Source organism: Streptomyces sp. NPDC039423, from assembly GCF_055598725.1.
In genome coordinates this window covers 456,371-480,454 of record NZ_JBVKAH010000006.1, presented here as the reverse complement: position 1 = coordinate 480,454, position 24,084 = coordinate 456,371, and the positions used below count along the sequence as shown (strand labels likewise).

Genomic DNA, 24,084 nt, shown 5'->3' with positions numbered 1-24,084 from the left:
TCCAAGGCCGGTCCGGGGACTGCCCGGGGCCGTCCCGGGACCGGTCCGGGGCCTGTGCGGGCCCGGCGGGATCTGGCACCCTCGTGCTACCCCTGACCCCGAGCTCCGGGCGGAAGCTGTGTACGACGACCTCATCGACGTCATCGGCGGCACCGAACACGTCCTGTTCGCCTTCGACGGGCCGCTCTGCCGGCTCCGTCCCCCCGGGGCCGCGTGGCCCACGCCGTACGCCGATCCGCTGGTCCGCACCCTGGCGGCGATCGGCACGGGCCTCGCCGTCGTCGCGGAGGCGCCCCCGGCGGCGGTGCGGCGCTACCTCGCCGGGCGGGGCCTGGCCGGGTGCTTCGGCGCGCACGTGCACGGCCGGGTCGACGGGGCCCTCGCCTCGCTGGGCGCCGCGCCCGGTGCGTCCCTGCTGATCGGCGCCACGCCCGCCGACCTGGCCGCCGCCCGGGAGGCGGGCGTGCCGTTCCTGGGCCACGGCGCCGACGAGGACCGCGCCGAACTGCTGCGCCGGGCCGGGGCGGAGCGGGTGGTGACGTCGCTGGAGCCGGTGCTCACCGCCGTACGGGCCGCGGCCCGCCGCGCCTCCCCGGCCTGAGGCGCGGGGGACCCAGGAACGTCACGGCCGGGCGAGCGGCGGGGGGTGCGTAGGCTCGGCGCCATGAGCGGCGAGATGGGCTTGCGCGAGCGCAAGAAGCAGCGGACGTACCGGACGATCTCCGAAGCGGCGATCACCCTCTTCCTGGAGCGGGGTTTCGACCGCGTCTCGGTCGCCGAGGTCGCCGCCGCCGCCGAGGTCTCCAAGCCGACGCTCTTCCGGTACTTCCCGGCCAAGGAGGACCTGGTCCTGCACCGGTTCGCCGATCACCGCGAGGAGGCGGCGCGGGTCGTCAGGGGGCGGCCGGCGGGTGTCGGGCCCCTGGAGGCGCTGCACCGCCACGTCACCGACGGACTCGCCCGCCGGGACCCGGTGACCGGGCTGAACGACCACCCGGACGTGCTGGCCTTCCACCGGCTGCTGTACGGGACGCCCAGCCTGGTCGCGCGGTTGTACGCGTACCAGGGCGCCTCCGAGGAGGCGTTGGCCCGGGCGCTGGAGGAGGTGCTGGGGGACGGGGTGGCGGCCCGGCTGGCGGCGGGTCAGGTCATCGCCGTACAGCGGATCCTGGCGGAGGAGAACTGGCGGCGGATCGCCGCCGGTGAGTCCGCCGACGCGGTCGAAGGCGACGCGGTGGCCGCCGCCGCCCTGGCCTTCCGGCAGCTCGCGCGGGGGCTGCCCCTCTGAACGACGGCCCCCATGGGGCCCGGCGGGCCCGCGGCCCCCACGGCCCGCATAGCCCGCACGGGCCCGGTGGGCGCCGGGGGCCGGCGGGCCGCCGCTCCCTCCTCGGAGCGGCGGCCCGGGTCCCTTCCGGCGCGGCGGGTCACCACATCACGGGCAGCCGCTCCGGGATGCGCTTCATGAAGCCGGTGCGCCACACCAACTGCTCGATGGGGACGGCCAGCGCGAGGCCGGGCATCCGGTCGAGCAGGGTCTCCAGGGCGATCTCCGCGTGCCTCTTGCCGAGCGCGGTCGCGGGGCAGTAGTGCCGCCCGCCGCCGAAGGAGAGGTGGGCCGTGCTGTTCTCGCGGGTGAGGTCGACGGTGTGCGGGTCGGTGAAGACCTCCGGGTCGAAGTTGGCGCCCTCGACCAGCACCAGCACCAGCTCGCCCTTGCGCACCCGCACGTCCCCGAGCGTCACGTCCTCCAGGGCGAGGCGGGGCAGGCCGTCGCCGATGGAGAGGTTGATCCGCAGCAGCTCGTCGACGGCGGCCGGGATCTTGTCGCGGTCGGCGAGCAGTTCGTCCTTCAGCTCGGGGTGCTGGATGAGGGAGACGAGGGCCATGGTCAGGAACCCGGAGGTGGAGATGACCCCGGCGCCGAACATGGTCACGCCGACCGTCGCCAGCATCTCGTCGGTGAGGTGGTCGTACGCCGGGTCCTCGCGCAGCGCCGCCAGTTCGGCCATCAGCCCGGTGGTGGCGGGGTCGTCCAGGCGCTCCACCATGTAGGCGATGTCGCGGTCCCAGTTGAGCTTGGCACCGGCGATCGGGCAGGCGGAGTTCATGAACGCGATGTCCAGGCTGCGCATCAGCCGGGGCGCGTCCGCCGGCGGGATGCCGAGGATGTGGCAGTGCATGGCGGCGGAGTACGGATCGGCGAACTGCCCCCGCAGGTCACCGGGCGCCCCGTCGGCGAGGATGCGGTCGACCAGGTCGGCGGCGGCCGATCGCATCCATTCCACCAGGCCGGGCGCCTTGGGGTTGAGCGCCTTGAGCACGGCCTTGCGCAGGCCGGCCCCGGTGATGTTGCCCATGTTGTTGACGACCTCCGGGGGGATCGTCAGCGCGTACTGGCGCGGGACGCCCGGGGCGGAGGTGTCCTTGAGGCTGAACCGCGGGTCCTCCAGGACCTGCTTGCACAGGGCGTGCGAGGACACCAGCCAGGCCTGGTCCCCGGCGATGGTCCGCACGCGCTTGACCGGCTCCTCGCGCAGCAGCTCGGTCTCGGGGGGCAGCCGGTCGCCGCGCCAGGAGAAGGGGAAGTCGACGAGCTCGTCGGGCAGTGTCTCAACGGACATCGGCGGTGTCTCCTTCGGCGGCGTGCGGCGGTGCGTGGTGCGAGTGCGAGTCCGGGTGCGAGTCAGGGTGCGGGCCCGGGTGCGGTGCGGCGGGGGTCACGACGGCGTGGCCCTGGTTGCGGGAGGCGCGCAGCCCGGAGCCGCGCGAGTAGAGCAGCTCGGCCATCGGCAGGAGCTGGTGGTAGCAGTTGAGGGAGGAGGGGACGCCCAGGATGGCGGGCGTGTCCAGGAACAGGGGCGCCTCGGCGCAGACGTATTCGACGCACACCGCGCGCTGGCGCGCCGTGGGGGCCTTCCCGTCCAGGACCTTGGAGGAGAGGAAGGCGTCGATCAGGGCGTCGCACGTGGTGCGGAAGTCCTGGTCGGTCGCCAGCCGGTCCATCAGGTGCCGGTGGATCTCGCGGTACGCCGGGTTGTCCAGGAACGCCGACATGGGCCGGGCCCGCAGGCGCCGCCCGTCGGGGTCGACGGCGGCGACCGCGTTGGTCACCTTGGCGCGTACGCCGCGCAGGTTCTTCACGGCTTTGCGGCGGGCGTCCTCGGCGGTGTAGCCCGAGGCCTCGTACATCTCCGCCACGTGGAGGTCGGTGTAGACGAAGTCGACGCGGTCGAAGTGGGTGGTGCCCCAGCGGGCCAGGTCGGTGACGCGCCGGGCGGAGAAGTAGCTGTTGCCGGGCGAGACGCCGATGACGGCGTGGGCGCCTTCGGCGTGGATCACCCGGCAGTGGGCGGTGTAGGGCTGGACCCGGAAGAGGCCGGCGGCGGGGTCCGGAGCGGTGAAGGGCGGAATCTCGAAGACGGTGTCAGTCGTCAACTGGGAGGTCCTTCGCGTCGCTAGTCCCGAAGAGCCTCGTGCTCCTGGTGTGGCGACGACGCCGCGAAGTTAGCTTCCGGATACGGAGAGTGTCAACGGAACCCCACTCGTTACCCTTGCGTACGCGTGGACTTACGCAGGGTGTCATCTTCCGTTCATATTCATACTCGGAAAGAAACGTTACTCAGTAACGGTATTCTGGGCGGCATGACGTCACTCGACCAGGAACTGCGCAAGGAACGGGCCCACCACGACTGCTGCCGCGCCGCGCTCGATCGCATGGTCGCCGGTGCCGCCGACCACGTCGTCACCGGAGAGGACGTCTCCGCTTCCGGCGCCGACGCCGAAGTGCTCGGCCGCCGCCTCCGCAGCCGCGCCAAGGAACTGCGCGAGGAACCGCGCGGCCCGCTCTTCTTCGGCCGCCTCGACAACGAGGACGGCAGCCACCACCACATCGGCCGCCGCCGGATCGGCGAGCACCCGGCCGCCCCGCCGCTGGTCGTCGACTGGCGCGCGCCCGTCGCCCGCCCCTTCTACCGGGCGAGCGCCCACGATCCGCAAGGGGTCCTGGTGCGGCGCAGGTTCGGCTGGGCGCCGGCCGGCGACGGCGACTCGGCGGACCTCACCGGACTGGAGGACGAGCACCTGGCCGCCGGGAAGACGGGCGGGCCCGGCCCCGCTCCCACCGGCCCCGCCCCCACCCCCGCCCTCACCGGCGCCATCCTCACCGGCGAGATCGAGCGCCCCCGCGTCGGGCCCATGCGGGACATCGCCGCCACCATCCAGCCCGAGCAGGACGAGCTGGTGCGCGCCGGGCTCACCGAGTCCCTCTGCGTGCAGGGCGCCCCCGGCACCGGGAAGACGGCCGTCGGTCTGCACCGGGCGGCGTACCTGCTCTACACCCACCCGCAGCGAGTCCGGCGCGGCGGGATGCTGATCCTCGGCCCCAACCGGACGTTCCTGTCGTACGTCTCCGGGGTCCTGCCCGCCCTCGGGGAGTCGGACGTCCGCCAGTCGACGCTCCTGGACGAGATCGACCGGGGCCACGAGGTGCGCGCCCACGACACCCCCGCCGCCGCGCTGGTCAAGCACGACGCCCGGATGGCCGGCGTCCTGCACCGCGCCCTGTACGCGCGGACCGGCGCCCCCGACGAGCCGCTGACCGTGCCCGACGGGTCCTACCGCTGGCGGGTCCCGCTGGAGGAGCTGGCGGCGATCGTCGCGGAGGTGCGGGCGGAGGCGCCGCCCTACGCGGTGGGGCGCGAGCGGGTGCGCAGCCGGGTGGTGCGGGCGATCCAGCTCAAGGCCGAGCGGCGGGCGGGTCCCAGGAGCGCGGCGTGGACGCGGCGGATCGGCCGGACGCGGGCGGTGTCGGCCCTGGTGGACGCGTGCTGGCCGGCGGTCACGCCCGAGGAGGTCCTCGCCGGCCTGCTCACGGACCCGTGCGACCCGGCGCTCACCGGTGCCGAGCGGGCGGCGCTCCGGTGGTCGCGGCCGCCGCGCTCGTACCGGTCGGCGAAGTGGAGCGCGGCCGACCTGGTCCTGCTCGACGAGCTGGCGGGGCTGGTGGAACGCCCGGCCGGCTACGGGCACATCGTGATCGACGAGGCGCAGGACCTCTCCCCGATGGAGTGCCGCGCCGTCGCCCGCCGCGCGGACTTCGGCTCCCTGACCGTCCTCGGCGACCTGGCGCAGGGCACCACCCCGTGGGCCGCCCGCGACTGGGCGGAGCAGCTCGCCCACCTGGGCCGGACGTCGGTGCCCGTGGTGGCCCTGACGGCCGGGTACCGCGTCCCGGCGGGTGTCGTCGCGCTGGCCAACCGGCTGCTGGAGGCGCTCGACGTGGACGTGCCGCCCGGCCGGTCGCTGCGCCGGGACGGCGAGGTGGCGGTGCGCGAGGTGCGGGACGTGCCGGCGGCGGTGGCGGGTGCCGTGCGGGCGGCGCTGGACCGCGAGGGTTCGGTCGGGGTGATCGCCGCGGAGGGGGCGGTCGACGGGCTGTGCGCCACCCTGGAGGAGGCGGGCCTGACCGGGCCGCGGGTGACGGTGCTGCCGGCCACGCTCGCCAAGGGCCTGGAGTACGACCACGTCGTCGTCGCCGAGCCGGCCGCCATCGTGGCGGCCGAGCCGCGCGGGCTGAACCGGCTGTACGTGGTCCTCACCCGCGCGGTCTCCCGCCTCGACGTGCTGCACCACCTGCCGCTGCCCACGCCGTTGCGGCGGGGCTGAGCGCTTCGCCGGGCGCCGCCGCCGGAGTGTCGCCGGCGGCCGGGTGCGCCGGGGTGCGGGGGCGGCGCAGGACGGTGGCCGCGACGACGAGGGCGGCGACGAGGAGTCCCGTACCGACGGCGAAGGCCAGCCGGTAGCCGCCCGTGAGGGCCTCGGCCCGTCCGCTGCCGCCGGCCAGCAGGCTCTCCGTGCGGGAGGCGGCGAGGGTGGACAGGACCGCCACGCCCAGCGCCATGCCGACCTGCTGGGTGGTGTTGAACAGCCCGGACGCCAGCCCCGCGTCGTCCTCGCCCGCGTCCGACATGCCGAGCGTGGTGAGCGCGGGGAGGGCGAGCCCGAACCCGCCGGCGAGCAGCATCACGGGGAGCAGGTCCACGGCGTAGTGCGCGTGCACGGGGACGCGGGTGAGCAGTCCGAGGACGCCGATCAGCAGGACCAGCCCGGCGAGCAGGACGTTGCGCTCGCCGAAGCGGGCGTTGAGGCGGGCGGAGACGCCCAGCGACACGGCGCCGATCACGGCGGCGGCAGGGAGCATGGCGAGGCCGGTGGCGGCGGCCCCGTACCCGAGGACCTTCTGGAGGTGGAGCGCCACGAGCACCTGGAACGAGAACAGCGCGGCCACCATGAGGATCTGGACCAGGTTGGCCCCGGCGACGCTGCGGGAGCGGAGGACGCGCGGCGGTATCAGCGGTGCGGCGGCGGTGGCCTGGCGCACGGCGAAGGCTGCGAGCAGGGCGAGGCCGAGCGCGCCGAGCCCCAGCGTGTGCGCGGAGGTCCAGCCGTACGCCTCGACCTCGACGACCGTGTAGATGCCGAGCATCAGACCGGCCGTCACCAGGGCGGCGCCGATGACGTCGGCCCCGGCGGCGAGGCCGCGACCGCGGTCGCCGGGGAGGGCGGGGACGGCGAGGGCGAGGGTGGCGAGCCCGATCGGCAGGTTGATGAAGAAGATCCAGTGCCAGTCGAGCGCCTCGGTGAGGACGCCCCCGAGCACCTGGCCGAGGGAGGCGCCCGCCGCTCCGGTGAAGCTGAACACCGCGATGGCCCGGGCGCGTTCGCGGGCCTCGGTGAACAGGGTGACGAGGATGCCGAGGCTGACGGCGGAGGCCATCGCGCTGCCGGCGCCCTGGAGGAAGCGGGCGGCGATCAGTACGGCGGGCGAGCCCGCCGCCCCGGCCAGCAGCGAGGCGGCGGTGAACACCGCCGTGCCGGCGAGGAACATCCGCTTGCGCCCGATCAGGTCGCCGAGCCGTCCGGCCAGCAGCAGCAGGCTGCCGAAGGCGATCAGGTAGGCGTTCACGACCCAGCTCAGCGAGGCGGGGGAGAAGCCCAGGTCGTTCTGGATGGCCGGCATGGCGACGGTGACGATGCTGCCGTCGAGGACGGTCATCAGCATGCCGCCGGCGAGCACGGCGAGGGCGAGAGCGCGCGGGTCGCGCGAGGTGCGTGGGGTGCGTGGTGCGAAGGACATGGCGGTCTCTCCTGTCATGGGACCCGACAGGAGAGACCGTAGCAGATAGTTTTGTTGTAGACGATCTGCTGCGGATCAAATGGCCGCCCGGGGTGTCACCTCTCCCGCTGGCGTGCCCGCCGGGCCGGCCGGGGGCCCTCGACCGGCGTGGCGAGGTGCCCCTCGGTCAGGTGCTTCAGTGCCCGCAGGAACACCTCGCGGTCACCGGCGGGCAGGGAGCCGAGGGCCTCCTGATGGACGCGGTCGACGATCTCCTGGCTCTGCCGGGCGACCCGGGCGCCCTCGGCGGTGACCGCGATGATCCGTGCGCGCCGGTCCGTGCTGGAGGGGCGGCGCTCGGCGAGCCCGGCCTTCTCCAGGGCGTCGACGGTGACCACCATCGTGGTCTTGTCCATGTCGCCGATCTCGGCGAGCTGGATCTGGGTGCGCTCCTCCTCCAGGGCGTGGACCAGGACGCAGTGCATGCGCGCCGTCAGGCCGATCTCCGCGAGGGCGGCCGACATCCGGGTCCGCAGGACATGGCTGGTGTGGTCGAGGAGGAAGGAGAGGTCGGGCTCGGTGCGGGCGGGAGACATGGCGGTCATGGTCCCAGCGTACCCAGCGGTGGATCCGTAACGGATTATCCGAAAGTGGATGGTGCGGGGACCGTCGTAGCGCGTCACACTTTTGCAAGCGCCTGCTTGCAAAAGTTAGCAATGGGGTGCACCATCGAGGCATGGCATCACTCAACGTCGGCAATCTCGGCGAGTACTTGCGCGAGCAGCGGCGCAGCGCGCAGCTGTCCCTGCGTCAGCTCGCCGATGCCGCCGGGGTGTCCAATCCGTATCTGAGCCAGATCGAGCGCGGGCTGCGCAAGCCGAGCGCGGAGGTGCTCCAGCAGGTCGCCAAGGCGCTGCGGATCTCCGCCGAGACGCTGTACGTGCGGGCCGGGATCCTGGACGAGCGGGAGCGCGAGGAACTGGAGACGCGTGCCGTCATCCTCGCGGACCCGTCGATCAACGAGCGGCAGAAGCAGGTGCTGCTCCAGATCTACGACTCGTTCCGCAAGGAGAACGGACTCGATACGGAGACGAAGGGTGCCGAGCACACCACCGAGGACGGCACCTCACCCGAACTCTGACTCCGCGATCCGGGAGGACCACAGCCGTGGCCATCATCGAAGAACTCCGCACGCCCCTCTACTTCGCCGCCGGTACCGCCGACCTCGCCGTGCGGCAGGCGAAGAAGGTTCCCGGCCTCATCGAGCAGATCGCCGCCGAGGCACCCGCCCGCATCGACGCGGTGCGCCACACCGACCCGAAGGTCGTGCAGGAGAAGGTGAGCACCCAGGCCAAGGAGGCCCAGGCCACCGTGCAGGCGAAGGTCACCGAGGTGATCGGCTCGCTGGACACCGACCTGAAGAAGCTCGGCGAGAGCGCCCAGCAGCTCGCGCTGCGCAGCGTCGGCGTGGCGGCCGAGTACGCGGTCCGCGCGCGGGAGACGTACGAGAAGGTCGCCGAGCACGGCGAGCAGGCGGTGAAGCAGTGGCGCGGCGAGGCGGCCGAGGAGATCAACGAGATCGCCATCGCCGTCGAGCCGGACCCGGAGCCGAGGACCGAGGCCCCCGCCCCGGCCGAGGCGCCCGCCGCCGCCAAGCCGGCCCCCGCGAAGAAGGCGCCCACGCCGCGCAAGCCGGCGGCGAAGAAGACCACCGCGCCCGACGCGTGACCCCACCGGCCGCCCGGGCCCGCCGCCCGGGGCCGCCCTGACGTACCGGCCACCCCGTGTCGCCCGGCTGCCGCCGGGCACGTTCGGGGTGGCCGGGGCGTTGTACCGGTACCTTGGCCGCGAGGCGCTCCACCCACTGACTAGGCGGTGCTCAGTATGTTGCTCGCAGGATTCAGCACGTTCCTCTTTCTGCTCAACCTCGCGATGCTCCTGATCGCCGTGGTCGCCCTGTTCATCGCGGTGACGGCACGCGAGGACGCCTACCGGGCCGCCGACAAGCAGACCAAGATGTTCTGGCTGGTCATCCTGGGCGTCACGGTCGCGGTGAACCTGCTGGTGCCGATGCTGTTCCTCCAGATCGCCGGCCTGGTCGCGTCGATCGTGTTCATGGTCGACGTACGGCCGGCCCTCCAGCAGGTGTCCGGTGGCGGGCGCGGCGGCCGGCGCGGCGGCGGTTCCAGCAGCGACGGTCCGTACGGCCCGTACAACGGCGGCCGCTAGCCCGGCGGGACCACCCACCTGGGGGCGCGGGCGTGGGCGGCCTCAGCGGTTGCCGGGCGCTCGGCGGCCGGCCGCCCGGCCCTGGCGGGACCTGCGGGCGGCGGGCCCCTCGCCGGACGTCCGCTCGCGGGCGAGCAGCAGCACCGCCACGTCGTCCGTCAGCTCCCCGCCGTTCAGCTCCCGCACCTCCGCCACGGCGGCCTCCAGCAACTCCTCGCCGCCGAGGCCCTGCGCGAGCTGGCGGTTGATCATCTCGACCATGCCGTCCTGGCCCAGCCGGGGCGAGCCCGGGCCGGCCGAGCGGCCCTCGATCAGCCCGTCCGTGTACATCATCAGGCTCCACGCGCCGCCCAGCTCCACCTGGCGGCGCGGCCAGCGGGCGCGCGGCAACACCCCCAGGGCGAGGCCGCCGTCCTCGTACGGCAGGAGCTGGGCCGCCCGGCCGTGCCGTGCGATCAGCGGCGAGGGGTGGCCCGCCAGGCACAGCCCGGCGCGGCGCCCGTCCGGCGCGATGTCGACCGTGCAGAGGGTCGCGAAGATCTCCTCGTTGTCCCGCTCGTGCTCCAGCACCTGCTGGAGCGTCGAGAGGAGCTCGTCACCGCACAGGCCCGCCAGCGTCAGCGCCCGCCAGGCGATGCGCAGCTCGACCCCGAGCGCCGCCTCGTCCGGCCCGTGCCCGCACACGTCGCCGATCATGGCGTGCACGGTCCCGTCCGGCGTCCGGACGGTGTCGTAGAAGTCGCCGCCCAGCAGCGCGCGCGAGCGGCCCGGCCGGTAGCGGGCGGCGAAGCGCAGGTCGGAGCCCTGGAGGAGGGGCGTGGGCAGCAGGCCCCGCTCCAGGCGGGCGTTCTCCTGGGCGCGCAGCCGTGACTCGGCCAGCTTGACCTGTACCGAGTCGGCCCGCTTGCGTTCCACCGCGTACCGGATGGCCCGGCTGAGCAGCGGCCCGTCCAGTTCCTCGCGGCACAGGTGGTCCTGCGCACCGGCCCGTACCGCCGCGTTCGCCAGCTCGGTGTCGCCCGACGGGGTCAGGGCCAGCACGGCGTGGCGGGGGGCGAGGCGCAGCACGTGGTGCAGCGGCGCCAGCCGGTCGTCGTCCGGGCGGGCGGCGGACAGCGCGAGGTCGACGAGCACGCAGTGCACGTCGTCGGTGAGCAGCCGCTCGGCCTCGGTGAGGTTGCGGGCGGTACGGATGCGGACCCGGCAGCCGGACGCGTCGGTCAGCTCCGGAACGGTGAACGTGCCCGTCGGATCGTCCTCGATCACCAGCAGGGTGAGGTCCGTGACGGCGGCTGTGGTCTCGGGGACCACGGCCTGGCCGGGACTGCTCACCCTCTGTCGCGGTACGGGTACGGGCATCGGTTCGGTTTCCTTCCCTCCCCCCGAGGGCGGTGGCCCGTCGGACGACGCACCACCAGACGGGGACCATAGCGGTCCCCGGCGGCCGAACGGAATGGTGATCGGCGAAGAGCCGGCGGCATATGCCGCACGGCGGGAGGTAGTTGGGCACCGGGCCATGACGAACGTCACGCGCTGTGTGTTGGCCCGGTCACATCCCGGACGTATCCGGCAGGGGCGCGTACGGAGCGCGGTGCACGAGAGGGCCGGGGAGGGGCTCGCGGGCGGTAGGGCGGGGCGCGCGGGCGGGGAGGGGGCGCGGGCATGGAGGCGGGACGCGCCTCACCTGTCCGGGCGCACGACCCCCAGGATCGCCATCGAGCCGGCGCCTGCGACCGTCACGTTCCGTCCCGGGCGGGGCGCGTGGATGATCGCGCCGTCGCCGATGTACATGCCGACGTGGCTGGCGTCGGCGTGGTAGATGATCAGGTCGCCGGGCCGCATGTCCTTGATGTCGATCCGGGGCAGCAGCCGCCACTGCTCCTGCGAGGTGCGCGGGATGCCCTTGCCCGCCGCCGCCCACGCCTGGGACGTCAGCCCCGAGCAGTCGTACGAGCCGGGGCCCTCCGCCCCCCACACGTACGGCTTGCCGAGCTGCGCGGACGCGAACGCGATCGCCTTCCTGCCCTGCGGGCTGGCGCTGCCGCCGATCCCCTTCAGTACACCGGAGCCGAGCCACGCGGTCTGGGCCCGCGCCTGTTCGTCCCGCTCCAGCCGCTCCAGCCGGGCGCGCTCCTCGGCCTGGAGCCGGGACTCCAGCGCCTTCGCCGCGGCGATCTTGGTCTCGATCCGCTTCTTCGTCCTGGCCTGCTGGAGCCGGTTGGCCTCCAGCTCGGTCCAGTGCGCGCTGGCGTCCTTGGTGTACGCCTCCAACTCCGCCTGGCGCTGCTTCAGTTCGGCCAGCAGGTCCTTGGTTGCCTTCTGGCCCTGCTGGAGCCGGCCGACGCCGTTCAGGAAGAGCTGGGGGTCGTCGGTGAGGACGAACCGCGCCTCGTCCGGTAGGCCGCCGTTGCGGTACTGGGCGCGGGCGGCGGCCCCGGCCCGGTTCCTCAGGTCCTCGATGCGGGCCCGGCCGTCCACGATCGCCTGTGCCAGCCGCACGATCTCGGCCGACTGCTTCTTCGCCCGCTCGTCGGCGAGGTTGTACGCGTCGGTGGCGGAGGCGGCCTGCCGGTAGAGGGCGTCGATCTCCCGGCGTACCTCGTCGAGGCTCTTGCCGGAGGCGGTGGGGGACGGGGTGCCCGGCAGCGCGGGGGCGCCGGGCGAGGAGGGCGGCACGGTGGGCGGAGCGGGCGCCGCGTACGCGGCCTGTACCGGTGACGCCAGCACGGTCAGAGCGCAGGCCACGACGATCGCGGCGGAGGCACAGCGGCGTCGGTTCACGGACTCCCCCATCTCCCCATCTGATTTACCGTCAGTAACTTTGGGTGCCGTCCGAGATGGTGCCACGGCGGTGGCGAAAACGACAGGGCCGTACCCACCGAAGGGGACGAAAGATCGTCCCGGTCCGTTCCGCCGGGCCCCGCGGAGGGGCCGTGCAGGGCCGCGTCGGGCGTCGCCGGGCGCCCCTCCGGTCAGTACGAGCCCGGCGCGAGCGCCGGCCACCGCACCGTCAGCTCGCCCTGCCGCCACCGGCGCCGGCCGTCCACCAGCGGCCAGTCGGCCGCCAGGTCCCGTGCCGTGCGGATCCACCGCTGCCGGGCGCCCAGCGACGCGTACGGGGCCGCCGCCGCCCACGCCCGGTCGAAGTCCCGCAGGAAGGCGTGCACCGGCTCGCCCGGCACGTTCCGGTGGATCAGCGCCTTCGGCAGCCGCTCCGCCAGGTCCGAGGGCCGCTCCAGCGAACCGAGCCGCGTCGCGAACGTCACCGTCCGCGGCCCCTCCGGCCCCAGCGCCACCCACACGTGCCGCCGCCCGATCTCGTCGCAGGTCCCCTCCACCAGCAGCCCGCCCGGCGCCAGCCGCGCGCACAGCCGCGCCCACACCTCCGCCACCTCGTCCTCGTCGTACTGGCGCAGCACGTTCGCCGCCCGGATCAGCGCCGGGGCGCCGTCCACCGGGACCTCGAAGCCGCCGTGCACGAAGGTCAGCCCGTCGCGCTCGTACGGCCGGGCCGCCGCAACCCGGGCGGGCTCGATCTCGACGCCGACGACCCGGGCGCGCGGGTCGGCGTCGGCGCGCAGCCGGTCGAGCAGCTCGACGGCGGTCCAGGGAGCGGCCCCGTACCCCAGGTCCACCGCCGTGGGCGGGCCCTCGCAGCGACGCAGCGCGGCGCCGTGGACGGCGGCGATCCAGCGGTCCATGCGGCGCAGGCGGTTGGGGTTGGTGGTCCCGCGGGTCGGGGTGCCGACGGGGCGGGTGGTGCGCGGGGCCATGGGCACGAGGGTAAGCGGTGGGCGGGCGCCTCCCCGTCCCCCGTGCACCCGCCGACCGGACGCGTAATGAATTGGCAAAGCGGAAATGCGGGGGCCCGGGTCCGCTGTTGACGCTGACGGGAGGGCCGTACGCACCGGCGCGCGCGTGTCCTCCGCTTGCCGTGCCCGCACAGCGGAAGGACTGCCGACGTGAGCCAGTACGTGTCCCGGTTCGCCGGCGCCCTGGCGGGGCCGCACCGGACCGCCGGTCCGCACCGGCTCCGGCTGCCCGGGCGGGCGCGCGTGCCGCGCCGGGTCGCCATGCTCAGCGTCCACACCTCCCCGTTGCACCAGCCCGGCACGGGCGACGCCGGCGGCATGAACGTCTACATCGTGGAGCTGGCCAAGCGCCTGGCCGCGATCAACATCGAGGTCGAGATATTCACCCGGGCCACCGCCGGGGGCCTCCCCGCCGCCGTGGAACTGGCCCCTGGCGTGCTCGTGCGGCACGTCGACGCCGGCCCGTACGAAGGGCTCGCCAAGGAGGAGCTGCCCGCCCAGCTCTGTGCCTTCACGCATGGCGTGATGCGCGCCTGGGCGGGGCACCGGCCGGGCCACTACGACCTGGTCCACTCCCACTACTGGCTCTCCGGCCACGTCGGCTGGCTCGCCGCCGAGCGGTGGGGCGTCCCGCTGGTGCACGCCATGCACACCATGGCCAAGGTCAAGAACGCCTCGCTCGCGGAGGGCGACGCCCCCGAGCCGCCGGCCCGGGTCATCGGCGAGACGCAGATCGTGCGGGCCGCCGACCGGCTGATCGCCAACACCGCGGGGGAGGCGGACGAGCTCGTCCGCTTCTACGAGGCCGAGCCCGCCAAGGTCGCCGTCGTCCACCCGGGCGTCAACCTCGACCGGTTCCGCCCCGCCGACGGGCGGGCCGCCGCCCGCGCCCGCCTCGGACTGCCGGCCGACGCGTTCATTCCCGTCTTCGCCGGGCGCATCCAGCCCCTGAAAGCCCCCGACATCCTGCTGCGGGCCGCCGCCCTGCTGCTCGACCAGGACCCGTCCCTGCGGTCCCGGATGCTCGTCCCCGTCGTCGGCGGGCCCAGCGGCAGCGGCCTCGCCAAGCCCGAGGGCCTCCAGAAGCTCGCTGCGCGGCTCGGCATCGCCGACGTCGTGCGCTTCCACCCGCCGGTGGACCAGGAGCGGCTCGCCGACTGGTTCCGGGCCGCGTCCGTCCTCGTCATGCCCTCGTACAGCGAGTCCTTCGGGCTCGTCGCCATCGAGGCCCAGGCGGCCGGCACCCCGGTCGTCGCCGCCTCGGTGGGCGGACTGCCGGTGGCCGTCCGGGACGGCTCGACCGGCTTCCTCGTACGGGGCCACGACCCGGCGGACTACGCGGCCGCGCTGCGCCGCTTCGTCGTCGACCCGGGGCTGGCCGACCGCCTGGGCGGGGCGGCCGCGCGGCACGCCGGGTCCTTCGGCTGGGACGCGGCGGCGGCCGGGACGGCCGACGTGTACACCGCCGCCATGCACGAACACCGCCGTGGCGTACGCTCGCGTCATGGCTGACGCCCGGAAGATCATCGAGTCCGCGCTGACCGACGCCGAGCTGACCTGGGAGTCCCCGGAGCCCGGTTCGTACGTCGTCACCCTTCCCGGCACGCGCAAGCTGTCGACCACGCTGTCGCTGCGCCTGGGCAGGCACTCGCTGTCGCTGAACGCGTTCGTGATCCGGCACCCCGACGAGAACGAGGCGGCCGTCCACCGCTGGCTGCTGGAGCGGAACCTGCGGCTGTACGGGGTGGCGTACGCGGTCGACGGCCTCGGCGACGTCTACCTGACCGGCCGGCTCCCGCTGTCCGTGGTGACGCCGGAGGAGCTGGACCGGGTGCTCGGCTCGGTCCTGGAAGCGGCGGACGGGGCGTTCAACACCCTGCTGGAGCTCGGGTTCGCGACGGCGATCCGCAAGGAGTACGCCTGGCGGGTGGCGCGCGGCGAGTCCACGCGCAACCTGGACGCCTTCGCCCACCTGACCCGCCCGGAGAAGTGACCGCCGCCCCCCGGCGAGCGGCGTTCCGACCGGGGGCGTACGACACCCCCGTGTCCGTACGCCCCCGGAACCCTCAGGCGGCGGTCCTCTCCGGCTCCGGGGCGGCCGGCGCGGGCTCCGCTCCCGCCGGCTCCTCCGGCAGCGCCCGCATCAGCAGCCAGTAGCCCAGCCCGGCCACCGTTCCCAGCACCGCGCACGCGCCCCACAGCCACTCCGCGCCGAAGCGGTCGATCGTCCACCCCGACGCCAGCGGCGCGATCAGCGCGGCGACCGACCACGACATCGTGTACACACCCTGGTAGCGGCCGCGCCCGTGGACCGGGGACAGGGCCACCACCAGTCCCGTCTGCGTGGGGGCGTTGACGATCTCGGCGAGCGTCCAGACGCAGACCGTCAGCGCGTACCCGGCGACCGACCCGGCGAACGCCGTGAGGCCGAAGCCGTACCCGGCCAGCACCGACGAGACGATCAGCAGCCGGCGCGGGTCGCGGTGCTCGATGTACCGGGTGACCGGTATCTGGAGCGCCACGATGAGGACACCGTTCACCGACATCGCCAGCCCGAAGTCCGCCGCGCTGAACCCGTCCGTCCCCATGGCGACCGGCAGGCCCACGTACCCCTGCTGGAAGATCAGGGAGATCAGGAAGGACAGCCCCACCATTCCCATGAACCGCCCGTCGCGCAGCACCGTCCCCATGCCCACCTCCGGTGCCGCGGCCTTCCCGGCAGCGGACGGCGCCCGGACGGGGCGGGACTCGGGGATCCGCGCGAACACGAGCACCGCGCACACCAGCGTCAGCGCGGCCTCGCCCAGGAAACCGGCCAGGTAGCTGTACTCCGCGATGAACCCGGCGCCCGCCGAGGAGACCGCGAAACCCAGGTTGATCGCCCAGTAGTTCAGCGAGAACGCCCGCACCCGGTCCTCGGGCCGGACGATGTCCGCCATCATCGCCTGCACCGCCGGCCGTGAGGCGTTCGAGGCGGCACCGACGACGAGGGCGACCGCGGCGATCGCCACCGGGTGCTGCATGAACCCGAGGACGGCGACGGACACGGCCGTCGACACCTGGGCGACCAGCATCGTGGGCCGTCGGCCGAGCCGGTCGGTCATCACCCCCGCCCCGATCGACGACACCACGCCGCCGAGCCCGTGCAGGGCGGCGACTAGCCCCGCGTACGAGGCCGAGTAGCCCCGGTCCAGCGTCAGGTACAGCGCCATGAAGGTGGCGACGAAGGCACCGAGCCGGTTGATCAGCGTGCTCGCCCAGAGCCACCAGAACGCACGCGGCAACCCCGAGACGCTCTCCCTGGCCGCCCGTTTGAGCGTGGTGATCGACATGCGTTTCCCCCCGTAAGTGCCCGACCCGGTGACCGCAAATTACGGTGCGCCGGGGCAGGGGGGCCACTCGATTGACGGGAGCCGTCAACCGTCCCGGCGTCCATTAATCTCGTACGCATGGCCGACGCACCGTACAAGCTGATCCTCCTCCGCCACGGCGAGAGCGAATGGAACGCGAAGAACCTGTTCACCGGCTGGGTGGACGTCAACCTCACCGAGAAGGGCGAGAAAGAGGCCGTCCGCGGCGGTGAGCTGCTCAAGGACGCCGGTCTGCTCCCCGACGTACTGCACACCTCCCTCCAGAAGCGCGCCATCCGCACCGCGCAGCTCGCGCTGGAGGCCGCGGACCGCCACTGGATCCCGGTCCACCGCTCCTGGCGCCTGAACGAGCGGCACTACGGCGCGCTCCAGGGCAAGGACAAGGCGCAGACGCTCGCCGAGTTCGGCGAGGAGCAGTTCATGCTGTGGCGCCGCTCCTACGACACCCCGCCGCCGGTCCTCGCCGACGACAACGAGTTCTCCCAGGCCGGCGACGCCCGGTACGCGACGATCCCGCCGGAGCTGCGCCCGCGCACCGAGTGCCTCAAGGACGTCGTCGTCCGCATGCTGCCGTACTGGTACGACGGCATCGTCCCGGACCTGCTGGCCGGCCGCACGGTCCTCGTCGCCGCGCACGGCAACAGCCTGCGCGCCCTGGTCAAGCACCTGGACGGCATCTCCGACGCCGACATCGCGGGCCTGAACATCCCCACGGGCATCCCGCTGGTCTACGAGCTGGACGCCGACTTCAAGCCGCTCGTCAAGGGCGGCACCTACCTCGACCCCGAGGCGGCCAAGGCGGCCATCGAGGCGGTCAAGAACCAGGGCAAGAAGTAACGCCGATCGACGCCAAGCCCCCCACCCGCGGTTTCGCCGTCACGTGGGGGGCTCCGTCGTTCCCGCGCCGGGTCAGGTCCCGGCGCATCCCGCCGGGTGGCCGCCGCGGCCGGTCCGAGTGGCCCGGCCGCGACTGCCCCGTCGGCTCAGGCCAGCGTGGCGGGCCCGGCGGCGATGCGGAACTGTTCCAGCAGCGCCTCGGGGAGGACCGCGCCGGTCACCCGCAGCGTGGCGTCCTCGACGAGCTTGCGGTGCTCGTGCTCGAACAGCGGCATCCCGACGCTCCCCGAGTACTGCGGGGCGATCGAGCTCGAATACACGGAGGCGGGCGACAGCTTGTTCGCCGACGACCACGACTTCGAATGCGCGAGGAGGAGTTCGAGGAACTTCTCGATGCCGAACGCCACGATGATCTCGTTGGCCCGTTCGAGCGTGGCGAAGAGGGAGTTCGAGTAGTACGAGGAGCGGGTGGCCTGGTAGCAGAGCAGGGTGGACGGCGGCGTCACGTTGACCTTGGCGTCGGGCACCCAGATCTCTTCCACGGCGCCGGAATTCATCATCATTTCCGCCGTGACCTGCTGCGACTGGTCGTAATCGACCGACCCGAGGATGACCGCCGTCCGAACCCTGCCCTTGCAGGGTTCGGTGAGCGCCCGGAAGCTCTCCCACACCAGGCGGCCCCGGGCCTCCAGGTATTTGATCAGCGCGATCGACTCCTCGCGCCAGTCCTCGTCCGGCGGAACGAACCGGCGGGCCCGGGCGTGGGAGAGCAGCCGGTCGTGGTCCCGGGTGCGGAGCGTGTCGTGCGTCGGGTCGATGTGGTCGGTCCCGGTGGGCGTGTTGTGCAGGACGATGCGCATCTTGTTGCGCGGTCCCATGAAATCGCTGTGCCTGACCTGGAAACCGCGTTCACGCAGTCCGGTGACGCAGTGGTCGCAGAAACAGGAGACCGAGATCTCGTTGCTGTCCAGGATGTTGGACCCGGCGTTCGGCAGGAGGTTCACGGCGTCCAGGACGATTCCGTCGACGCCCCGGTCGAGCACCTCCGACACCATTTGCGCGACCACTTGCTGGGCGACCCTGTTGGTGATGCAGATCTGGTCGCCGGGGGTGTCGTACTGGTCCTTGATGAAGAGGTATTCCGAGCCGGTGAAACCGAAGTGCAGCAGGACGCGCCCCCAGATCACCCCGTTCGGGCCGACCGCCTCGCGCGCCTCGGCGATCCACTGCGCCAGCGGGTCGCTCACCCCGAGGGACGCCTGCGGGGGCTGCACCACGGACTCGAACGCCGGCCCCGAGCGCACGATGGCCGGCAGGCAGATCTCGGTCGGGGACCGGCGCACGTACTGGCGGTATCGCTCGACCCAGTAACTCACGCTGGAGTCCTGGAGCATGACCGTCGACGGGATGTCGAGGATCAGCCGGTCCTCGGCCCCCTCGCCACCCTGTCCGAGGCCGTCGGCCGCTGCCTTTCCATCCTTCTGGTTGCTGATGTCCGGCTCCTCACGCTCGTCTCGTTCACCTGGCGGGTACGCGGTAGAGGTGGTCCACGAACTGCTGGACGCTGTCCTCGCGGGTGTGCCCCTCGATGAACCGCGCGAGCAGGGCGCGGACCTGGAAGGGGGCGTCGACCTGGTCCCGGGCGACCCGGACCACCGGGGGCGTCCGGTCCTCGTGGTGCAGGGCCCGCGCGTCCAGGAGGGACCAGAAGGTGACCGCGAGGGCGAAGACGTCGGTCGCGTAGGAAACCCGGCCGATGTCCCTGCGGGCGTAATCGGGGAGGAAAGCGAGCCGCCCGCCCTGGAGCAGACTCCTGGAGGGAAGGGAGATGAGATTCGCCTCCACCACTTTCACCAGACCGAAGTCGGCGAGCAGATAACTGTCCGAAGCCTTGCTGTACATCACGTTCCACGGTGCGATGTCGCTGTGGACGATCCCCTCGGCATGGGCGATCGCCACCGCGTCGCACATCTGGAGGAGGACCTTTTTCGCGGCTCCCAGGGAAAGGCGCCCCATCATGTGCGAAAGGTCCGCACTGTTGGCGTCGCCCGAATCCACCCAGTCCATGACCAGGTAGAGCGTGTCGTCCAGGCGGCCGAGATCGCGCACCGGTACGACGTTCGGCGATTTGCGGCTCAGCCGGGCGGCCACGATGGCCTCCGTGGCGAAGGACGCCTGCGCCTTTTCCAGGGCGTGGGAACTCAGATCGCTGCGAATGGTCTTGACCGCGACCTGTTCGTCGAAAAGGCGGTCGTGCGCTCGCCAGAGATCGCCGCACCCGCCCGAGTGGAGGGGCCGGCGGTCGGTAATGGTGTAGCGGAACAGCTCCGACAAGGCGTGATCACCGGCCACCCCTCCACCCCCCACAGGCTCGGTAGTACGTTCAGATTACTCAAGAGCCTTGTGTATTTCTATGAAACGCGAAGATCGAGATGATTCGAAGTCGTGTTCGTCGTACGGGAGTTGCGGGGCGCGTTTTCCACGGCCAACCCGCGGCGCACCCGCCGCGCACCACCGCCGCCCATGCCGCGGGCCCCGCCCAGGACATGGACGGGGCCCTTCCCTCGGCCGCCCGGCGCGTCAGCCGCAGCAGCCGCCGCACTGGCACGGCGCGCCCGACTGGCAGCCGCAGCCGCAGCCCGAGCCACAGCCGCACGCCCCCAGCACGGGCAGGCGGAGCACATCGACGGGCACTTCCCGCTCGGGGTCGGTCATGGGCGTTTCTGCCATGGGTCCCTCCTCGAAGGCGCACCTTCCGAGGCGTACGTCGCCTCCCCCCTTGCATGCCCGCCCGGCAGGGCGCACCAACGGCGCACGGAGGTGCGACCCCCGCCGCCGCGCTACGCCCCTTCCACCGGCGCCTCCGCCTGCTGGAGCTCGTCCGCGTGCTCGCCCGTGACCAGGTACACGACCCGCTTGGCGACCGACACCGCGTGGTCGGCGAACCGCTCGTAGTAGCGGCCCAGCAGCGTCACGTCCACGGCCGTCTCGATGCCGTGCTTCCACCGGTCGTCCATCAGGTGCTGGAACAGCGTCCGGTGCAGCCGGTCCATCTCGTCGTCGTCGTGCTCGAGCTGGAGCGCCAGGTCGACGTCCTTGGTGATGATGACCTCCGCCGCCTTCGCCATCAGGCGCTGCGCGAGCTGCCCCATCTCCAGGATCGTGGCGTGCAGGTCACGCGGCACCGCCGCGTCCGGGAAGCGCAGCCGCGCCAGCTTCGCGACGTGCTGGGCCAGGTCGCCGGAGCGCTCCAGGTCCGCGCTCATCCGCAGCGAGGTCACCACGATCCGCAGGTCCGTCGCGACCGGCTGCTGGCGCGCCAGCAGGGCTATCGCCCGCGCCTCCAGTTCGTGCTGAAGGTCGTCGACCTTCTGGTCGGCCGCGATCACGGCCTCCGCCAGCTTCAGATCCGCGTCGAGCATCGCCGTCGTGGCGCGCCCGACCGCCGACCCGACCAGCCGGGCCATCTCGACCAGACTCTCGCCGATCGAGTCCAGTTCCTCGTGGTACGCGTCCCGCATGGATGTCCCTCTCTCAGTGCGACCTACAGGGGTCCGGGTGGGGCTCGGGCCCCCACGTTCCCACGGTCGAAGTCCAAAAAGTCCGGGGCCTCCCTCCCAAGTGAACCGTCACCGTCCCCTCGGTGAACTCTGGGCGACGACTGTTCGAGCACGGCCCCGGATGGCTGGGAGAGTGTCCGCGGCCCCGCATAACCTGGACACATGGACGTGAACGCGGCGGTCGCCGCATTGGCCGCGATCGCCGGAGCCTGCACCGGCGTGATCGCCATGCTGGCGTTCCGCTGGAGCGAGCGCGACCAGGCGAGACCCACCAGGACCTCCCTGCACACCGACGCGGTCCTGCCGCCCGGTGTGGACACCGTCCTGTCCGTACTGCGGTCCTCGGCGGTCGTCCTCGACGAGAGCGACTCCGTCGTCAAGGCCAGCTCGGCGGCGTACGCCCTCGGGCTCGTCCGCGGCGGCAAGCTCGCCGTCGAGCCGATGCTCCACATGGCCCGCGACACCCGCCGCGACGGCGAGATACGCCAGGTCGAGCTGGACCTCCCCCGGCGCGGCACCGGCCGCGGTGAGGCCCTGGCGGTGTCCGCCCGCGTCGCCCCCCTCGGCTCCCGCCTCGTCCTCCTCCTGGTCGAGGACCTCACCGAGGCCCGCCGCATAGAGGCCGTGCGCCGAGACTTCGTCGCCAACGTCAGCCACGAGCTCAAGACCCCCGTCGGGGCCCTCTCCCTGCTCTCCGAGGCCGTCATGGACGCCTCGGACGACCCCGAGGCCGTGATGCGCTTCGCCGGCCGCATGCAGATCGAGGCCACCCGGCTCACCAACCTCGTCCAGGAGCTCATAGACCTCTCCCGGGTGCAGAACGACGACCCCCTGGAGGACGCCGAGCCCGTCCCGGTCGCCGAACTGGTCGCCGAGGCCGTCGACCGCTCCCGGCACGCCGCCTCCACCAAGCAGATCACCATGGCCGCCGGCGGCACCGCCGACCTGTCCGTCTGGGGACACCGCGGCCAGCTCGCCGCCGCCCTCGGCAACCTCGTCGAGAACGCCGTGAACTACTCCCCGGCCCATACCCGCGTCGGCATCGCCGCCCGCCGCGTCACCGCCCCCGGCGGCGACCAGATAGAGATCGCCGTCACCGACCAGGGCATCGGCATCCCCGACAAGGACAAGGAGCGCATCTTCGAGCGCTTCTACCGCGTCGACCCCGCCCGCTCCCGCGCCACCGGCGGTACGGGACTGGGCCTCGCCATCGTCAAGCACGTGGCCGCCTCGCACGGCGGGGAGGTCACGGTGTGGAGCACCGAGGGTCAGGGCTCCACGTTCACCCTCCGGCTCCCCGAGTCCGGCGCCGTACGGGACCGCACCACGCGGTCCGACTCCGACCACACCACCACCGAACCGCTCACCGCCCCGGAGGTCCTTCCGTGACCCGAGTGCTCGTCGTCGAGGATGAGGAATCCTTCAGCGACGCCCTGTCCTACATGCTCCGCAAGGAAGGCTTCGAGGTCGCCGTCGCGTCCACCGGGCCCGAGGGGCTGGACGAGTTCGAGCGCAACGGCGCCGACCTCGTCCTGCTGGACCTCATGCTCCCCGGTCTGCCCGGCACCGAGGTCTGCCGCCAGCTTCGCGGCCGGTCGAACGTCCCCGTGATCATGGTGACCGCCAAGGACAGCGAGATCGACAAGGTCGTCGGACTGGAGATAGGAGCGGACGACTACGTCACGAAGCCCTTCTCGTCCCGCGAGCTGGTCGCCCGTATCCGCGCGGTGCTGCGCCGCCGCGGCGAGCCGGAGGAGATCACCCCGGCGGCGCTGGAGGCCGGGCCGGTCCGGATGGACGTCGACCGCCATGTGGTGACGGTGGCGGGCGGCAAGGTCGACCTCCCGCTGAAGGAGTTCGACCTGCTGGAGATGCTGCTGCGCAACGCGGGCCGGGTGCTGACCCGGATGCAGCTCATCGACCGGGTGTGGGGCGCGGACTACGTCGGCGACACCAAGACGCTCGACGTCCACGTCAAGCGCCTCCGCGCCAAGATCGAGCCCGACCCGGGCGCCCCGCGCTACCTGGTCACCGTCCGGGGCCTGGGCTACAAGTTCGAGCCGTAGGCCTGTCTTCCGGATCGTGCCGGGCACGGCGCCCGCCGGGCCCGGCCGGCCGTGCGGACGAGACGAGGGGCGCCCCACCACCGGTGGGGCGCCCCTCGTCGTACGACGTGTGCGTCAGTGGCCCGCGTGCGAGGCCGAGGCGGAGTCCGACGGGGCCGCGCCCTCGCCCTCGGCCACGCCCTCGCCGCCGTCCGCCGGGGCGACCGGGGTGTTCGACGCGGTGGGCGAGCCGGTGGGGCTGCCGGTCGGAGCGCCCGACGGCGGAGCCGGCGGGAGGGACTCGGCGGGCTTCTGCTCCGCGGGCTTCTGCGGCACCTCGGCGGGGCCGAAGCCGGCGAAGTAGCTGGTTGCCGGGACGACGTACGCCTTCAGCCGGACGTCGCCGGTCTCGCTGAGCTTGAAGACGACCTCCTGCGCGTTGCCGTCCTTCGCGGCCTCGCGGCCCTTCTCGATCACGGCCGAGGCGTTGCCCTTGCCGCCCAGGAGGACGGAGCCGCCCGCGGGGACGGTGATCGGACCGGAGCCGCTCGCGGCGGTGAGCTTGACCGGGCTGTTCGAACCGGGCAGCTCGACGGCCTCCAGCGTCTCCGCCTTGGAGCCGTTGTTGAAGAGCATCGCCGAGACGACGGCGGGGCCCTCCGCGTCCAGCTTGGGCTGGGTGATCACCACGGCGTTCTGGATCTTGACGGTGCCGACCGAGACGGCGGCGTTGTCCGGCCTGACGCCGAGGGTCTGCGCGTTGTTGCCCGCACCGCAGGCGGAGAGCGAGGCGATCGAGAACACGATGGCGGTGGCGGCGAGGGCGCCGCGTCGAAGGCTGCGGCTCACGGCGGCGGCAACTCCTAGGACGTACGGACGGAGGGACGGGGCACGGTCTGGTGGTACGGACCGCCGGCCGACCCCGGGACCGCCTGAGAAGGGGTCAGAGGATCAGTCGGCGCGCTCAGGTTACCGACCCTCCTCGTCCGTGCCGCACCCGACCCGCCCCTGGGCGGTGCCGGGGTCCGCCCGCACCCCGCGGCGGCCGGCCCGCGGCCGCCGCGCCCCGCCGGTCCCGGTGGTTCGCACGGCGTTCACAAAACCGCTCTTGAT

24 protein-coding genes are annotated in these 24,084 nt (G+C 73.0%); 11 read left to right on the top strand and 13 right to left on the bottom strand.

Features of this window, described 5'->3' with window-relative positions:
* Window positions 1-118 precede the first annotated feature (118 nt).
* Window positions 119-601 carry an HAD family hydrolase gene (locus tag ACZ7LK_RS22010; RefSeq protein WP_392274932.1) on the top strand — a complete coding sequence of 161 codons (483 nt, stop codon included), beginning with the start codon at window positions 119-121 and terminating at the stop codon, window positions 599-601.
* A gap of 63 nt (window positions 602-664) precedes the next feature.
* On the top strand, window positions 665-1,288 hold the full coding sequence (locus ACZ7LK_RS22005; protein ID WP_392274933.1) for a TetR family transcriptional regulator: 624 nt from the start codon (window positions 665-667) through the stop codon (window positions 1,286-1,288).
* 139 nt (window positions 1,289-1,427) lie between these two features.
* Here the strand turns inward: ACZ7LK_RS22005 and ACZ7LK_RS22000 are convergent, their stop codons facing one another.
* Entirely contained in the window at window positions 1,428-2,624 is a 1,197-nt protein-coding gene (locus ACZ7LK_RS22000; protein ID WP_471142770.1) for a cytochrome P450, read from the bottom strand.
* Window positions 2,614-3,438 carry a cyclodityrosine synthase gene (locus ACZ7LK_RS21995; protein WP_469461036.1) on the bottom strand — a complete coding sequence of 275 codons (825 nt, stop codon included), beginning with the start codon at window positions 3,436-3,438 and terminating at the stop codon, window positions 2,614-2,616. The genes ACZ7LK_RS22000 and ACZ7LK_RS21995 overlap by 11 nt, the downstream gene beginning before the upstream one ends.
* Before the next feature lie 207 nt (window positions 3,439-3,645).
* Here ACZ7LK_RS21995 and ACZ7LK_RS21990 point away from each other — a divergent pair, with 207 nt between their 5' ends.
* Entirely contained in the window at window positions 3,646-5,667 is a 2,022-nt protein-coding gene (locus ACZ7LK_RS21990; protein ID WP_392274936.1) for a HelD family protein, read from the top strand.
* On the opposite strand, the gene ACZ7LK_RS21985 is transcribed toward ACZ7LK_RS21990, so the two are convergent.
* The gene (locus ACZ7LK_RS21985) at window positions 5,597-7,138 is read right to left on the bottom strand and encodes an MFS transporter (protein WP_469461038.1); all 1,542 of its coding nucleotides are present in this window, start codon (window positions 7,136-7,138) and stop codon (window positions 5,597-5,599) included. The two genes, ACZ7LK_RS21990 and ACZ7LK_RS21985, sit on opposite strands and share 71 nt — an antisense overlap.
* 95 nt (window positions 7,139-7,233) lie before the next feature.
* Window positions 7,234-7,722: a MarR family winged helix-turn-helix transcriptional regulator gene (locus tag ACZ7LK_RS21980; protein ID WP_392274938.1), complete on the bottom strand. Its 489-nt coding sequence runs from the start codon at window positions 7,720-7,722 to the stop codon at window positions 7,234-7,236.
* Window positions 7,723-7,853: 131 nt separating this feature from the next.
* Between ACZ7LK_RS21980 and ACZ7LK_RS21975 the strand changes: the two genes are divergently transcribed.
* From ACZ7LK_RS21975 to ACZ7LK_RS21965, 3 genes are all read left to right on the top strand, one after another.
* Window positions 7,854-8,258, top strand: coding sequence for a helix-turn-helix domain-containing protein (locus ACZ7LK_RS21975; RefSeq protein WP_392274939.1), 405 nt, complete (start codon window positions 7,854-7,856; stop codon window positions 8,256-8,258).
* A gap of 26 nt (window positions 8,259-8,284) precedes the next feature.
* Window positions 8,285-8,845 carry a hypothetical protein gene (locus ACZ7LK_RS21970; protein WP_392274940.1) on the top strand — a complete coding sequence of 187 codons (561 nt, stop codon included), beginning with the start codon at window positions 8,285-8,287 and terminating at the stop codon, window positions 8,843-8,845.
* A 156-nt stretch (window positions 8,846-9,001) separates the two neighbouring features.
* Window positions 9,002-9,346: a DUF2516 family protein gene (locus ACZ7LK_RS21965; RefSeq protein ID WP_392274941.1), complete on the top strand. Its 345-nt coding sequence runs from the start codon at window positions 9,002-9,004 to the stop codon at window positions 9,344-9,346.
* A gap of 42 nt (window positions 9,347-9,388) precedes the next feature.
* On the opposite strand, the gene ACZ7LK_RS21960 is transcribed toward ACZ7LK_RS21965, so the two are convergent.
* From ACZ7LK_RS21960 to ACZ7LK_RS21950, 3 genes are all read right to left on the bottom strand, one after another.
* Window positions 9,389-10,705 carry a PP2C family protein-serine/threonine phosphatase gene (locus tag ACZ7LK_RS21960; RefSeq protein ID WP_392274942.1) on the bottom strand — a complete coding sequence of 439 codons (1,317 nt, stop codon included), beginning with the start codon at window positions 10,703-10,705 and terminating at the stop codon, window positions 9,389-9,391.
* A gap of 321 nt (window positions 10,706-11,026) precedes the next feature.
* Window positions 11,027-12,127 (bottom strand): C40 family peptidase, encoded by a 1,101-nt coding sequence (locus tag ACZ7LK_RS21955; protein WP_392274943.1) that lies wholly within the window; start codon window positions 12,125-12,127, stop codon window positions 11,027-11,029.
* A 191-nt stretch (window positions 12,128-12,318) separates the two neighbouring features.
* The gene (locus ACZ7LK_RS21950) at window positions 12,319-13,119 is read right to left on the bottom strand and encodes a class I SAM-dependent methyltransferase (RefSeq protein WP_392274944.1); all 801 of its coding nucleotides are present in this window, start codon (window positions 13,117-13,119) and stop codon (window positions 12,319-12,321) included.
* A 189-nt stretch (window positions 13,120-13,308) separates the two neighbouring features.
* Here ACZ7LK_RS21950 and mshA point away from each other — a divergent pair, with 189 nt between their 5' ends.
* Together mshA and ACZ7LK_RS21940 are read left to right on the top strand one after the other, a co-directional pair.
* A complete protein-coding gene (mshA, locus tag ACZ7LK_RS21945) occupies window positions 13,309-14,670 on the top strand; it encodes a D-inositol-3-phosphate glycosyltransferase (protein ID WP_392274945.1) in 1,362 nt (453 codons plus the stop codon).
* Window positions 14,663-15,151 (top strand): type III secretion system chaperone family protein, encoded by a 489-nt coding sequence (locus ACZ7LK_RS21940; protein WP_392274946.1) that lies wholly within the window; start codon window positions 14,663-14,665, stop codon window positions 15,149-15,151. The genes mshA and ACZ7LK_RS21940 overlap by 8 nt, the downstream gene beginning before the upstream one ends.
* 73 nt (window positions 15,152-15,224) lie before the next feature.
* Here the strand turns inward: ACZ7LK_RS21940 and ACZ7LK_RS21935 are convergent, their stop codons facing one another.
* Complete coding sequence (locus ACZ7LK_RS21935; protein WP_392274947.1) at window positions 15,225-16,490, bottom strand: MDR family MFS transporter; 1,266 nt, start codon at window positions 16,488-16,490, stop codon at window positions 15,225-15,227.
* 117 nt (window positions 16,491-16,607) lie between these two features.
* Here ACZ7LK_RS21935 and ACZ7LK_RS21930 point away from each other — a divergent pair, with 117 nt between their 5' ends.
* Window positions 16,608-17,366, top strand: coding sequence for a phosphoglyceromutase (locus ACZ7LK_RS21930; RefSeq protein ID WP_392274948.1), 759 nt, complete (start codon window positions 16,608-16,610; stop codon window positions 17,364-17,366).
* A 146-nt stretch (window positions 17,367-17,512) separates the two neighbouring features.
* On the opposite strand, the gene ACZ7LK_RS21925 is transcribed toward ACZ7LK_RS21930, so the two are convergent.
* The 4 genes from ACZ7LK_RS21925 to phoU form a co-directional block, all read right to left on the bottom strand.
* Complete coding sequence (locus tag ACZ7LK_RS21925; protein WP_392274949.1) at window positions 17,513-18,742, bottom strand: hypothetical protein; 1,230 nt, start codon at window positions 18,740-18,742, stop codon at window positions 17,513-17,515.
* Window positions 18,743-18,884: 142 nt separating this feature from the next.
* Window positions 18,885-19,718: a serine/threonine-protein kinase gene (locus ACZ7LK_RS21920; protein ID WP_471142760.1), complete on the bottom strand. Its 834-nt coding sequence runs from the start codon at window positions 19,716-19,718 to the stop codon at window positions 18,885-18,887.
* 228 nt (window positions 19,719-19,946) lie between these two features.
* A complete protein-coding gene (locus ACZ7LK_RS21915; protein ID WP_392274951.1) occupies window positions 19,947-20,096 on the bottom strand; it encodes a hypothetical protein in 150 nt (49 codons plus the stop codon).
* Window positions 20,097-20,206: 110 nt separating this feature from the next.
* Entirely contained in the window at window positions 20,207-20,887 is a 681-nt protein-coding gene (phoU, locus tag ACZ7LK_RS21910) for a phosphate signaling complex protein PhoU (protein ID WP_392274952.1), read from the bottom strand.
* 201 nt (window positions 20,888-21,088) lie between these two features.
* Between phoU and phoR the strand changes: the two genes are divergently transcribed.
* Both phoR and phoP read left to right on the top strand, forming a co-directional pair.
* Window positions 21,089-22,315, top strand: a complete 1,227-nt coding sequence (gene phoR, locus ACZ7LK_RS21905) for a two-component system sensor histidine kinase PhoR (protein WP_471142755.1) — start codon at window positions 21,089-21,091, stop codon at window positions 22,313-22,315.
* Between the two features lie 5 nt (window positions 22,316-22,320).
* Window positions 22,321-22,992, top strand: a complete 672-nt coding sequence (gene phoP / locus ACZ7LK_RS21900) for a two-component system response regulator PhoP (protein ID WP_471142876.1) — start codon at window positions 22,321-22,323, stop codon at window positions 22,990-22,992.
* A 114-nt stretch (window positions 22,993-23,106) separates the two neighbouring features.
* On the opposite strand, the gene ACZ7LK_RS21895 is transcribed toward phoP, so the two are convergent.
* Window positions 23,107-23,820: a DUF461 domain-containing protein gene (locus ACZ7LK_RS21895; protein ID WP_392274954.1), complete on the bottom strand. Its 714-nt coding sequence runs from the start codon at window positions 23,818-23,820 to the stop codon at window positions 23,107-23,109.
* Between the last annotated feature and the right edge of the window lie 264 nt (window positions 23,821-24,084).

What these genes read in the sequence shown, in the direction of transcription:
- ACZ7LK_RS21990 (WP_392274936.1), top strand. Translation starts at nt 3,646, where the DNA reads ATGACGTCACTCGACCAGGAACTGCGCAAGGAACGGGCCCACCACGAC.
- ACZ7LK_RS21930 (WP_392274948.1), top strand. Translation starts at nt 16,608, where the DNA reads ATGGCCGACGCACCGTACAAGCTGATCCTCCTCCGCCACGGCGAGAGC.
- ACZ7LK_RS21935 (WP_392274947.1), bottom strand. Translation starts at nt 16,490, where the DNA reads ATGTCGATCACCACGCTCAAACGGGCGGCCAGGGAGAGCGTCTCGGGG.
- ACZ7LK_RS21950 (WP_392274944.1), bottom strand. Translation starts at nt 13,119, where the DNA reads ATGGCCCCGCGCACCACCCGCCCCGTCGGCACCCCGACCCGCGGGACC.
- ACZ7LK_RS21940 (WP_392274946.1), top strand. Translation starts at nt 14,663, where the DNA reads ATGGCTGACGCCCGGAAGATCATCGAGTCCGCGCTGACCGACGCCGAG.
- ACZ7LK_RS21965 (WP_392274941.1), top strand. Translation starts at nt 9,002, where the DNA reads ATGTTGCTCGCAGGATTCAGCACGTTCCTCTTTCTGCTCAACCTCGCG.
- ACZ7LK_RS21975 (WP_392274939.1), top strand. Translation starts at nt 7,854, where the DNA reads ATGGCATCACTCAACGTCGGCAATCTCGGCGAGTACTTGCGCGAGCAG.
- phoU (WP_392274952.1), bottom strand. Translation starts at nt 20,887, where the DNA reads ATGCGGGACGCGTACCACGAGGAACTGGACTCGATCGGCGAGAGTCTG.
- ACZ7LK_RS21980 (WP_392274938.1), bottom strand. Translation starts at nt 7,722, where the DNA reads ATGACCGCCATGTCTCCCGCCCGCACCGAGCCCGACCTCTCCTTCCTC.
- ACZ7LK_RS21985 (WP_469461038.1), bottom strand. Translation starts at nt 7,138, where the DNA reads ATGTCCTTCGCACCACGCACCCCACGCACCTCGCGCGACCCGCGCGCT.
- ACZ7LK_RS22005 (WP_392274933.1), top strand. Translation starts at nt 665, where the DNA reads ATGAGCGGCGAGATGGGCTTGCGCGAGCGCAAGAAGCAGCGGACGTAC.
- ACZ7LK_RS21960 (WP_392274942.1), bottom strand. Translation starts at nt 10,705, where the DNA reads ATGCCCGTACCCGTACCGCGACAGAGGGTGAGCAGTCCCGGCCAGGCC.
- ACZ7LK_RS22000 (WP_471142770.1), bottom strand. Translation starts at nt 2,624, where the DNA reads ATGTCCGTTGAGACACTGCCCGACGAGCTCGTCGACTTCCCCTTCTCC.
- ACZ7LK_RS21915 (WP_392274951.1), bottom strand. Translation starts at nt 20,096, where the DNA reads ATGGCAGAAACGCCCATGACCGACCCCGAGCGGGAAGTGCCCGTCGAT.
- phoR (WP_471142755.1), top strand. Translation starts at nt 21,089, where the DNA reads ATGGACGTGAACGCGGCGGTCGCCGCATTGGCCGCGATCGCCGGAGCC.